The organism is Pseudoalteromonas sp. SM9913, from assembly GCF_000184065.1.
In the GTDB taxonomy this organism is placed as follows: domain Bacteria; phylum Pseudomonadota; class Gammaproteobacteria; order Enterobacterales; family Alteromonadaceae; genus Pseudoalteromonas; species Pseudoalteromonas tetraodonis.
The window spans coordinates 1,207,390-1,219,657 of record NC_014803.1 but is presented as its reverse complement, the minus strand read 5'-3'; the positions used below and the strand labels follow the sequence as shown (position 1 = coordinate 1,219,657).

6 protein-coding genes and 3 rRNA genes are annotated in these 12,268 nt (G+C 44.4%); 1 reads left to right on the top strand and 8 read right to left on the bottom strand.

All coding sequences use genetic code 11. From position 1 onward, the window contains the following. Positions 1 to 4: 4 nt before the first annotated feature. Positions 5 to 802 carry a DUF2989 domain-containing protein gene (locus PSM_RS05645; protein ID WP_013464602.1) on the top strand — a complete coding sequence of 266 codons (798 nt, stop codon included), beginning with the start codon at positions 5 to 7 and terminating at the stop codon, positions 800 to 802. Positions 803 to 843: 41 nt separating this feature from the next. Here PSM_RS05645 and ihfA read toward each other — a convergent pair whose 3' ends face one another. The 8 genes from ihfA to PSM_RS05605 form a co-directional block, all read right to left on the bottom strand. Next, positions 844 to 1,140, bottom strand: coding sequence for an integration host factor subunit alpha (ihfA, locus tag PSM_RS05640; protein WP_008114070.1), 297 nt, complete (start codon positions 1,138 to 1,140; stop codon positions 844 to 846). Between the two features lie 2 nt (positions 1,141 to 1,142). After that, positions 1,143 to 3,530 carry a phenylalanine--tRNA ligase subunit beta gene (pheT, locus tag PSM_RS05635; protein ID WP_013464601.1) on the bottom strand — a complete coding sequence of 796 codons (2,388 nt, stop codon included), beginning with the start codon at positions 3,528 to 3,530 and terminating at the stop codon, positions 1,143 to 1,145. A 15-nt stretch (positions 3,531 to 3,545) separates the two neighbouring features. Further along, the gene (gene pheS / locus PSM_RS05630) at positions 3,546 to 4,526 is read right to left on the bottom strand and encodes a phenylalanine--tRNA ligase subunit alpha (protein WP_013464600.1); all 981 of its coding nucleotides are present in this window, start codon (positions 4,524 to 4,526) and stop codon (positions 3,546 to 3,548) included. Between the two features lie 82 nt (positions 4,527 to 4,608). Further along, positions 4,609 to 5,319 (bottom strand): DnaA inactivator Hda, encoded by a 711-nt coding sequence (gene hda, locus PSM_RS05625; RefSeq protein ID WP_024603126.1) that lies wholly within the window; start codon positions 5,317 to 5,319, stop codon positions 4,609 to 4,611. Further along, a complete protein-coding gene (locus tag PSM_RS05620) occupies positions 5,319 to 6,374 on the bottom strand; it encodes a DUF2066 domain-containing protein (protein WP_013464598.1) in 1,056 nt (351 codons plus the stop codon). Before PSM_RS05620 ends, hda begins: the two co-directional genes overlap by 1 nt. A gap of 512 nt (positions 6,375 to 6,886) precedes the next feature. Beyond that, a 5S ribosomal RNA gene (gene rrf / locus PSM_RS05615) occupies positions 6,887 to 7,001 on the bottom strand. A gap of 136 nt (positions 7,002 to 7,137) precedes the next feature. Next, positions 7,138 to 10,024 (bottom strand): 23S ribosomal RNA (locus PSM_RS05610). A gap of 293 nt (positions 10,025 to 10,317) precedes the next feature. After that, a 16S ribosomal RNA gene (locus PSM_RS05605) occupies positions 10,318 to 11,850 on the bottom strand. Together the 16S, 23S and 5S rRNA genes form the textbook arrangement of a ribosomal RNA operon. Positions 11,851 to 12,268: the final 418 nt, after the last annotated feature.

The window sequence follows — 12,268 nt, the reverse complement described above, 5'->3', positions numbered from 1 at the left end:
TCGGATGGCTTTTAAGCGCATAACCCTCGCCTTTGCAATTTTGCTTACAGGCTGTGAAGAATCTTTAACCGTTGAAGGTATTTGCGTTCAATCGCCGGCCATATGTAGTGATCTTAACCAAGATAGTCACTGTAAAGCGCAGCGAGAACGTACTATTTTTTCTCGTCACCTTGAATCTTTACAACCAACCGATGAACACAAATATCAATTACTTAAAGCGTTTGAGCATTACAATCAATGTATTGCTTTGGCAGCCAACATTCAGCACATAAAACTAAAAAGCAAAACCACGGCTCGCCGACGTGCCCATTTAACGAGCATGAGGGAAATAGCGCGGATTTATCAACAGACAAAACACACCAGCCACCCGGGCTTGCTTTATTATCATTGGTCAAGAAACAATGACGAAAGTGCATTAACACGTTTGCTCGCTTTAGAACATACTGCAGAAGTTGAACAAAGTGCTGAGATGCAATTTTACTTGGCGTCTTATTACATTAAGGTTGATGAAGAAAAAGCGATTAATTTTTTATACAACACGCTAGCGCTGAATAAAGCCAAGCATGAACCGAACCCTGAAATATATATGTCTTTGATCAGCCTGTTTTATAAACATCAACAATATAAACATGCTTATATTTTTGCCAAAATAGCTCAGCTCTCTGGTATTGAACATATTGATATACTGTTAATTGAGCAGCAGTTAATAGCACAAGGAAAGAATTTAGAGAGTTTAGATAGGTTAGCCGAGCAGACTTTGCAGCAAATAGATCAAGGAACGTTTATTTCCCCCCGGAAATAATAAAACAGATACAAAAAAGGCAGCTTACGCTGCCTTTTTGTTTATTTTTTGCTTGTGCCTACTTCGACACGGGTTTTTAACTTTTGCCCCGGTCTAAAGGTAACCACGCGACGTGCTGAAATTGGGATATCTTCTCCCGTTTTCGGGTTACGTCCCGGCCTTTCTTTCTTATCTCGAAGATCAAAGTTACCAAATCCAGAGAGCTTAATCTGCTCGCCTTTTTCAAGCGCTGAGCGGATTTCTTCAAAAAACGCTTCAACTAAATCTTTGGCATCTTTTTTATTGATCCCGAGCTTTTCAAATAGGTGTTCAGCTATGTCGGCTTTAGTAAGCGCCATATCTAGTCCCTCAACGATGCATTAAACTGTTCGGCCAGTGCGGCCACCACGTTATCAACTACCTGATTGATATCTTTCTCTTCGAGTGTTCTATCAACCGCTTGCAGTGTTAGAGCAATCGCCAAACTCTTATAATTTGGCTCAATACCTTTGCCCTTATACACATCGAATAAGTTTAGGTCAACCAATTGATTTCCGCCAACTTTTCCGATGACGTTTAAAATATCACCTATTTTAACGCTGTCTTGTACTAAAATAGCGATGTCGCGGCGATTTGATGGGAATTTAGACACCCCAACAGCCAGCGGTAAATTTCTTTTTTCTAATGCCGACATTTCAATTTCAAACACAAAAGTAGCGTTATTGATATCTAACGATTTTTGCGCTTGAGGGTGTAATGCACCAAAGAAACCTACTTTTTTTCCATCAACATAAATAACAGCTGATTGACCAGGATGAAGCCCATCTGATTGCTCGGCTTTAATTTCAAAGCGGCTAACATCATTGGTAATAGCAAGTAATGCTTCAACATCCCCTTTTAGGTCGTAAAAATCAACGTTACGTTTTTCTTCAACCCAATGCTCGCCATGCACAAGCCCAGTAATAACACCACCAATAACCGGCACTTGGTAAACGCCATTTTCTGCGCTTTCATCGCTGATAAATTTAAGGCCATGTTCAAATAAGCGAATACGTGGTTGCTGGCGGTTTTGGTTATAGGCAACAGATGCTAATAAGCCAGGCATTAAACTTACACGCATCGCTGACATTTCAATTGAAATTGGGTGCGGCAATACCAATGCATTACACTCAGGGTGTAAAATAGCTTGCGCTTTAGGATCAACAAAACTGTAAGTAATGGCTTCTTGATAGCCACGGGTTACTAGCGCATTACGAAAACGGCTCAGTGCAACAGTTGACTCATCATGTGTGGTCATTTTAAGTTTTGCAGTCGGTGCAACATTAGGAATACTGTTGTAACCGTATACACGTGCTACTTCTTCAATTAAATCTTCTTCAATACGAATATCAAAACGGTAGCTTGGTACATCAGCGCTCCAGCTATCATTGTCAAATTTAACATCAAGACCTAAACGCGTAAGTATATCGGTTACTTTAGCATCGTCAATGTGATGACCAATAACACGGTCTAAACGTGAACGACGTAAACGCACTTCAGTTACTTTTGGTAGTTTATCTGCAGCAACAGCTTCAACGATTGGACCTGCGTTACCACCTACAATCTCCAGAAGTAACGCTGTAGCGCGCTCCATGGCATCGTGTTGTAGTGCAAAGTCGACGCCACGCTCATAGCGATGAGATGCATCAGTATGCAAACCATAGCTGCGTGCTTGTCCTGCAATAGCCACTGGGTTGAAGAATGCGCTTTCTAGTAAAATATCAGCTGTTTTTTCAGTAACACCCGATTGCTCACCGCCAAAAATACCAGCAATGGCTAGCGCTTTATGATGATCGGCAATCACTAATGTCGATTCATTTAATTTAGCCGTATTACCGTCTAATAAAACCAGCTCTTCACCTGGGGTTGCACTACGTACTTTAATTCCACCTTCAATCGCATTTAAATCAAATGCATGCATTGGGTGGCCAAGCTCTAGTAATACAAAGTTAGTCACATCAACAACCGGATCAATTGAACGTACACCACTACGACGTAGCTTTTCAACCATCCATAATGGCGTCTCAGCGTCTAGGTTAATGCCCTTAATAACACGCCCTAAATAGCGAGGACATGCATCATCGTTAACCAACTCAATAGATACTTTGTCTTCAATTGTCGGGGTTACCGCTGGAATGCTTAATGTATTTACATCAATACTGTTAAGTACGCCGACTTCGCGGGCAAGCCCTTTAATACCTAAACAGTCGCCACGGTTAGGTGTTAAATCTACGTCAATAATGTTGTCATCAAGCGCTAAATATTCGCGTAAATCGGCACCAATAGGCGCATCAAGTGGCAATTCCATAATGCCATCGCCTTCTTCACTAATACCTAGCTCATCAAACGCACATAACATGCCGTGTGAAGGCTGACCACGAAGTTTGGCTTTTTTAATTTTGAAATCGCCTGGTAACACTGCGCCAACAGTGGCAACTGCAACTTTAATACCTTGGCGGCAATTTGGTGCACCACAAACAATATCAAGCAGTTCATCACCACCAACATTAATTTTTGTTACACGTAGTTTATCTGCATCAGGGTGCTGGCCACACTCAACCACTTCACCTACCACAACGCCATTAAATTTGGCTGCTGCCGGCTCAACGCCATCTACTTCTAAACCAGCCATTGAAAGCTGTTCCGAAAGAGCTTGCGTATCAATTGCAGGATTTACCCACTCTCTTAACCACTTTTCACTAAATTTCATTTTATCTCTTCACTCTTAACGGAACTGGTTTAGGAATTTTAAGTCATTTTCGAAAAACGCACGTAAATCGTTTACGCCGTAACGCAACATGGTTAAGCGCTCAACACCCATACCAAAAGCGAAACCTGTGTATTTTTCAGGATCGATGCCTACAGACTTAAGTACGTTAGGATGAACCATGCCGCAGCCTAATACTTCTAACCATTTACCATCTTTACCCATCACGTCCACTTCGGCTGAAGGCTCTGTAAACGGGAAGAATGAAGGACGAAAACGAATTTCCATGTCTTCTTCAAAAAAGTTACGTAAAAAGTCATGTAAAATACCTTTAAGCTCAGTGAAGCTTACATCAGTATCAACCATCAACCCTTCCACCTGATGGAACATAGGCGTGTGTGTTTGGTCGTAGTCATTACGGTATACACGCCCTGGCGAAATAATACGCAGTGGCGGTTGCTCAGTTTCCATAGTACGAATTTGTACACCACTGGTTTGAGTACGTAAAACCAGCTTAGGATTAAAGTAAAAGGTATCGTGATCGGCGCGAGCTGGGTGATGCTCTGGTATATTTAACGCATCAAAGTTATGAAAATCATCTTCAACTTCAGGGCCTGATTTAACAGCAAAGCCAAGTTCACCAAAGAAGCTTTCAATACGCTCAATGGTGCGAGTTACTGGGTGCAAACCACCCGATGGCATAACACGCCCAGGTAAAGTTACATCGATTGTTTCTGCTGCTAGTTTTTCTTCTAATGCTTTACTTGCTAACAATTCACGCTTGTCATTAATCGCAACTTGCACGTCTTGCTTAGCTTGGTTAATTACTTGGCCTGCTTCTTTACGTTCTTCAGGGGCAATTTTACCTAACGTTTTAAGTAAGCTGGTAATTTCGCCTTTTTTACCAAGATAGTTAACCCTGATCTCTTCTAGCTGCGCGATTTCACTGGCACTGGCTACCGCCTCAAGTGCTTGCGCTAATATGTTTTCTAAGTTCATTCGATACCTGATCTTTCACAGAAGGTGATTACAATTTAGTTAGCTAATGATAACTGAAAGCAGGGTCTAGATTCTAGACCTACTACAGCTTTAGCGTTGATTTTATAAAAGGAATAGTCAATTTTCGTTGTGCAGCCATGGATGCGTGATCTAATTTGTCTAATACATCCAATAAAGCACGCATATCACGACTCAAACGCGTTAATAAAAATCGCGCACATTCATCGCTCAGTTCAAGCCCACGCATATTTGCACGCTTAACCAGCGCCTGTGCTTTATCATCGTCACTCATAGAACGAATTTGAAACGTAGTGCCCCACTTTAAACGGGATTCTAAGTCGGGCAAGCTAATATTAAGCATGTTAGGCAGTAAATCGGCAGTCACTACCAGCATTTTATTGGGCTCATTAAAGCGATTAAAAAAGTTAAATAACGCTTTTTCCCATGCATCATTGCCTGCTACCAAGTGCACATCATCAATACACAATACATCCAATGCTTCAAGCCCATCTAAAACCATTGGTCCAAAATGAATGACCTCGCGCATGGAAAGCAGCATATTAGATAAGCCACGCTCTTGTGCCTGAATACAAGTGGCATATAGTAAGTGAGATTTACCAGAATCTCCTAAGCCACACAAATAGGTATACTGAAAAGAGTGAGCAAGCTTAGAAAAGCTATCTTTGAGATGATTTACCTCGAGTGAGTCTTCACCGCCAAAGTAGGATGCAAATGTTTCATCGTCCGGTAAAGTAACCGGCAATGCCATTTGTATTGGCTCTTGAGTTAGCATTAATTTACAACCCATTGATACTCTAGGCTTTGCTCATCAACTATGTGATAAAAAGCACGAGGATCAACATAGTCTTTAAAGGCGTTATCCAGGCCAAGGGCTTTTTTAAGGTCACTCACAGTCCCCGTATGATGAAGCTCAAACTCAACCGAATCGGGAGTTTTACGTATAATAACCGCTTGGGTGACAACACTTAGGTTGAGTAGACGACGCTTTGCCAACTCTATATCCACAAAATTATCTGTCCCTTTTAAGGTCAAATTGGCAGTACGTTGCTCATAATACGCATTCGGATCGATCGCATATTCGCCAGCTAAACCTTGCGCTAAATCATCAATCATTTGCGCAACGATTTGCTGTCTATAGCCAATAATTCGGTTAGATTCAAACATTTCGTCATTAGTAAAACGCCAATCTAATACCCAATTATCGGAGTTAAACTCTTGATACATTCTAGCAGTAATACTGCGCTCAGCACTGTAGCGTTTAGATGCCTCTTCTACAGGCCCAGAAAAATTTCCCCAAACTTCAGGGACACCAACAAGCCGTCTGTCTTGTAAATCGAGTAAAGGCACAACAACCGGTAAACCGCGGCGGCTTGCTTTGTCGTAAATCAGTTGCTCTAACTGAGGATAACTCTCTTGAGTAACCAGCTCTCGCTGCCTGTTATCTTCAATGCCTAACCAGATGGCAACCAGTGGGCGTTGAGCTCCCCACAACGGCAAATTAAGATCTTTTATTAGTGCATTGATCTTTCGCGCTTCAAATTTAACTAGTAACTTAAGCGTTCCAGGAATACGCTCATCGTATTCAAATTTAAGCATATAATCAGATATATCTTTGGTGCGTTGCTGTGCTATCTGATTTTCATCTGCACTTTTATCACCACTCACTTTTACTAGTACGTTAAGAAGCGCTTTGCGACTAGCGTCTAAACGCGCATCACGAGATTTATCTTCTACGACCAAAATATCTTGATATAGATCAGTTACTTCAACTGCAGATACAGAAACACAAAAGAAAATGGATAAGGCGCTAATTAATAATCTATACACAGGCAAATCATTCTTGGTTTTAAACTGTTTTGATCCTAAATCAAAGCCACTAACAAAGCAAAATTATATTTTTCTCAGAAACGAGCACCGTTAAGCTTGCTTTAATAATATAAAAACTCAAAGTAAGCTGCGGCTCATTTGAGTCTGTTTGCTACTTCTTAGCAACAGCGCATGGCAAAACAGCGTTGAGAGCCATAATGAAAGCATGCAGGTAGCTTTTGGCTATTATTTTTTCCTTTTAACTAGTGCATTTCACCTTGCAACTTTATTTTTCACTTTTCTGCAGACGTAAAAAAGCCCGACTATTTCTAATCGGGCTTTCTCTTATTTGGAGCCTGGTAGTGTCGTGGTGCCCACAGCGGTAGAGAGCCACATAGCAAATGTATAGAGTCGGCATTAGGCGCTTATTATTTTCCTTTTACCTGATGCCTTTTACCTTTCACCTACGTTTTTACTTTTCTGCAGACGTAAAAAAGCCCGGCTCTTTAGAGTCGGGCTTTCTTGTATTTGGAGCCTGGTAATGTCCTACTTTCACATAACAAATGCTACACTATCATCGGCGCTGTTTCGTTTCACTGCTGAGTTCGGCATGGGGTCAGGTGGGTCCAAAACGCTATTGTCACCAAGCAAATTTGGTGTAAGTTCGATTTAATCGACCTTACTAAAATTTGGAATTTCTGATAATAAAGTCTTCAAGTATCTACTTTAGTTATATTAACTTCTTCGCTTGTTTCACTATCACATAAAACGCGTTTGGTGTTGTATGGTTAAGCCTCACGGGTAATTAGTACAAGTTAGCTTAATGGCTCACACCACTTCCACATCTTGCCTATCAACGTTGTAGTCTTCAACGGCCCTTCAGAGACTTTAAAAGTCTAGTGAGAACTCATCTCGAGGCCTGCTTCGCGCTTAGATGCTTTCAGCGCTTATCAGTTCCGAACGTAGCTACCGGGCAATGCCATTGGCATGACAACCCGAACACCAGCGGTTCGTTCACTCCGGTCCTCTCGTACTAGGAGCAACCCCTCTCAATTCTCAAACGCCCACGGCAGATAGGGACCGAACTGTCTCACGACGTTCTAAACCCAGCTCGCGTACCACTTTAAATGGCGAACAGCCATACCCTTGGGACCGACTTCAGCCCCAGGATGTGATGAGCCGACATCGAGGTGCCAAACACCGCCGTCGATATGAACTCTTGGGCGGTATCAGCCTGTTATCCCCGGAGTACCTTTTATCCGTTGAGCGATGGCCCTTCCATTCAGAACCACCGGATCACTATGACCTACTTTCGTACCTGCTCGACGTGTCTGTCTCGCAGTTAAGCTGGCTTCTACCATTACACTAACCGTACGATGTCCGACCGTACTTAGCCAACCTTCGTGCTCCTCCGTTACTCTTTGGGAGGAGACCGCCCCAGTCAAACTACCCACCAGGCACTGTCCGTAACCCCGATTCAGGGGCCAACGTTAGAACATCAAAACTACAAGGGTGGTATTTCAAGGACGACTCCACAAAAACTAGCGTCTCTGCTTCTAAGTCTCCCACCTATCCTACACATGTAGGTTCAATGTTCAGTGCCAAGCTGTAGTAAAGGTTCACGGGGTCTTTCCGTCTAGCCGCGGGTACACAGCATCTTCACTGCGATTTCAATTTCACTGAGTCTCGGGTGGAGACAGCGTGGCCATGGTTACACCATTCGTGCAGGTCGGAACTTACCCGACAAGGAATTTCGCTACCTTAGGACCGTTATAGTTACGGCCGCCGTTTACCGGGGCTTCGATCAAGAGCTTCTCCGAAGATAACCCCATCAATTAACCTTCCGGCACCGGGCAGGTGTCACACCGTATACGTCATCTTGCGATTTTGCACAGTGCTGTGTTTTTAATAAACAGTCCCAGCCACCTGGTCACTGCGGCTCCAATCAGCTTAGGGAGCAAGTCCCATCACCAATCGGAGCGTACCTTCTCCCGAAGTTACGGTACGATTTTGCCTAGTTCCTTCACCCGAGTTCTCTCAAGCGCCTTAGTATTCTCTACCTGACCACCTGTGTCGGTTTGGGGTACGATTCGGTATAATCTGAAGCTTAGAGGCTTTTCCTGGAAGTATGGCATCAGCAACTTCATCACCTTGGTGACTCGTCTCGTGTCTCAGCCTAACAGCAACCCGGATTTACCTAAGTCACTAGCCTACACACTTTCACATGGACTACCATCGCCATGCTTGCTTAGCCTGCTCCGTCCCCCCATCGCAATTATACCAAGTACGGAAATATTAATCCGTTTCCCATCGACTACGCCTTTCGGCCTCGCCTTAGGGGTCGACTTACCCTACCCTGATTAACATGGGATAGGAACCCTTGGTCTTCCGGCGTGCGGGTTTTTCACCCGCATTATCGTTACTCATGTCAGCATTCGCACTTCTGATACGTCCAGCATACCTCCCGGTACACCTTCAACCGCTTACAGAACGCTCCCCTACCACTCAAAATAAATTTTGAATCCGCAGCTTCGGTGCATAGTTTAGCCCCGTTACATCTTCCGCGCAGACCGACTCGACCAGTGAGCTATTACGCTTTCTTTAAAGGATGGCTGCTTCTAAGCCAACCTCCTGGCTGTCTGGGCCTTTCCACATCGTTTCCCACTTAACTATGACTTTGGGACCTTAGCTGGCGGTCTGGGTTGTTTCCCTCTTCACGACGGACGTTAGCACCCGCCGTGTGTCTCCCGGATATTACTTTACGGTATTCGGAGTTTGCAAAGGGTTGGTAAGTCGGGATGACCCCCTAGCCTTAACAGTGCTCTACCCCCGTAAGTATTCGTCCGAGGCTCTACCTAAATAGATTTCGGGGAGAACCAGCTATCTCCCGGTTTGATTAGCCTTTCACTCCTAACCACAGGTCATCCCCTAACTTTTCAACGTTAGTGGGTTCGGTCCTCCAGTTGATGTTACTCAACCTTCAACCTGCCCATGGCTAGATCACCGGGTTTCGGGTCTATACCTTGCAACTATTCGCCCAGTTAAGACTCGGTTTCCCTACGGCTACCCTAATCGGTTAACCTCGCTACAAAATATAAGTCGCTGACCCATTATACAAAAGGTACGCAGTCACCCAACAAGTGGGCTCCTACTGCTTGTACGTACACGGTTTCAGGTTCTATTTCACTCCCCTCACAGGGGTTCTTTTCGCCTTTCCCTCACGGTACTGGTTCACTATCGGTCAGTTGGGAGTATTTAGCCTTAGATGATGGTCCACCTATATTCAGTCAAAGTTTCACGTGCTCCGACCTACTCGATTTCACTTAAAATGCGTTTTCATGTACGGGACTATCACCCTGTATCGTGGCACTTTCCAGAGCCTTCCATTAACACATAATAAGCTTAAGGGCTGTTCCGATTTCGCTCGCCGCTACTATCGGAATCTCGGTTGATTTCTTTTCCTACGGGTACTTAGATGTTTCAGTTCTCCGCGTTCGCCTCGTTAACCTATGTATTCAGTTAACGATACCTGCAAGCAGGTGGGTTTCCCCATTCGGAAATCCTAGTCTCAAGTGCTTTTTACTAGCTTGACTAGGCTTATCGCAAGTTAATACGTCCTTCATCGCCTCCAACTGCCAAGGCATCCACCGTGTACGCTTAGTCACTTAACCATACAACCCAAACGGGTCTTTGTTTTGTGACAGTTTAACTTCGCCAGAAGTTAATATTGAATACTAAAGTAGATACCAATCAATAAACGTAAACGTTCATTAAATGGCACTGAATGATACTGCTATCATTCTTTTTTACTTTTGAAAACTCTGTACAAATACACTGTATTCATACGAATTTTATTATCAGCTTTTCCAAATTTTTAAAGAGCATATTAATTAGTTAAGCCAGTGGCTTAGCTAACTAACAATCATCTGTGTGGACACTACGAACAAATAAGTTCTAAATCGTATAAGGAGGTGATCCAGCCCCAGGTTCCCCTAGGGCTACCTTGTTACGACTTCACCCCAGTCATGAATCACTCCGTGGTAAACGTCCTCCCGAGGGTTAGACTATCTACTTCTGGAGCAACCCACTCCCATGGTGTGACGGGCGGTGTGTACAAGGCCCGGGAACGTATTCACCGCGTCATTCTGATACGCGATTACTAGCGATTCCGACTTCATGGAGTCGAGTTGCAGACTCCAATCCGGACTACGACGCACTTTAAGTGATTCGCTTACTCTCGCGAGTTCGCAGCACTCTGTATGCGCCATTGTAGCACGTGTGTAGCCCTACACGTAAGGGCCATGATGACTTGACGTCGTCCCCACCTTCCTCCGGTTTATCACCGGCAGTCTCCTTAGAGTTCTCAGCATTACCTGCTAGCAACTAAGGATAGGGGTTGCGCTCGTTGCGGGACTTAACCCAACATCTCACAACACGAGCTGACGACAGCCATGCAGCACCTGTATCAGAGTTCCCGAAGGCACCAAACCATCTCTGGTAAGTTCTCTGTATGTCAAGTGTAGGTAAGGTTCTTCGCGTTGCATCGAATTAAACCACATGCTCCACCGCTTGTGCGGGCCCCCGTCAATTCATTTGAGTTTTAACCTTGCGGCCGTACTCCCCAGGCGGTCTACTTAATGCGTTAGCTTGAAAAACAGAACCGAGGTTCCGAGCTTCTAGTAGACATCGTTTACGGCGTGGACTACCAGGGTATCTAATCCTGTTTGCTCCCCACGCTTTCGTACATGAGCGTCAGTGTTGACCCAGGTGGCTGCCTTCGCCATCGGTATTCCTTCAGATCTCTACGCATTTCACCGCTACACCTGAAATTCTACCACCCTCTATCACACTCTAGTTTGCCAGTTCGAAATGCAGTTCCCAGGTTGAGCCCGGGGCTTTCACATCTCGCTTAACAAACCGCCTGCGTACGCTTTACGCCCAGTAATTCCGATTAACGCTCGCACCCTCCGTATTACCGCGGCTGCTGGCACGGAGTTAGCCGGTGCTTCTTCTGTCAGTAACGTCACAGCTAGCAGGTATTAACTACTAACCTTTCCTCCTGACTGAAAGTGCTTTACAACCCGAAGGCCTTCTTCACACACGCGGCATGGCTGCATCAGGCTTGCGCCCATTGTGCAATATTCCCCACTGCTGCCTCCCGTAGGAGTCTGGGCCGTGTCTCAGTCCCAGTGTGGCTGATCATCCTCTCAAACCAGCTAGGGATCGTCGCCTTGGTGAGCCATTACCTCACCAACTAGCTAATCCCACTTGGGCCAATCTAAAGGCGAGAGCCGAAGCCCCCTTTGGTCCGTAGACATTATGCGGTATTAGCAGTCGTTTCCAACTGTTGTCCCCCACCTCAAGGCATGTTCCCAAGCATTACTCACCCGTCCGCCGCTCGTCATCTTCTAGCAAGCTAGAAATGTTACCGCTCGACTTGCATGTGTTAGGCCTGCCGCCAGCGTTCAATCTGAGCCATGATCAAACTCTTCAATTAAAAAGTTTTATGTCTTTCGACAGCTCAATGAATTCTGAATTATTTAATATCTTTCGATATTGAATTGACTGTGCTGAATAATTACCTAAGTAACTATTCTGTTGGTCACTCAGTTTCAATTGAGACTCTAAATTTGTTTGCCTCACTACCTAAGTAGCTTGGCTGTTAGAACTCAATCTGTACGAGTGCCCACACAGATGATTGCTTTATATTGTTAAAGAGCTATACCGGTTATCCGGTTGCGATTAAAGCGTTTAACTTTATCTCGCTAGGGCTGCGCATATTACGCTTTCCTATTTTTTTGTCAACACTTAATTTCTCTAAACTTGAAAGTTTTCGAAACTAAGTTTTACTCGACTCACTGATTAGCTCGTGCCTCGCTATGCGTTGCGCTCTGCCGTCTCAGTGGGGTCGCATT

Bases quoted from the DNA above. Each gene is read 5' to 3' on its own strand.
- hda (WP_024603126.1), bottom strand. From the start codon at position 5,319: ATGCTAACTCAAGAGCCAATACAAATGGCATTGCCGGTTACTTTACCG.
- PSM_RS05645 (WP_013464602.1), top strand. From the start codon at position 5: ATGGCTTTTAAGCGCATAACCCTCGCCTTTGCAATTTTGCTTACAGGC.
- pheT (WP_013464601.1), bottom strand. From the start codon at position 3,530: ATGAAATTTAGTGAAAAGTGGTTAAGAGAGTGGGTAAATCCTGCAATT.
- pheS (WP_013464600.1), bottom strand. From the start codon at position 4,526: ATGAACTTAGAAAACATATTAGCGCAAGCACTTGAGGCGGTAGCCAGT.
- ihfA (WP_008114070.1), bottom strand. From the start codon at position 1,140: ATGGCGCTTACTAAAGCCGACATAGCTGAACACCTATTTGAAAAGCTC.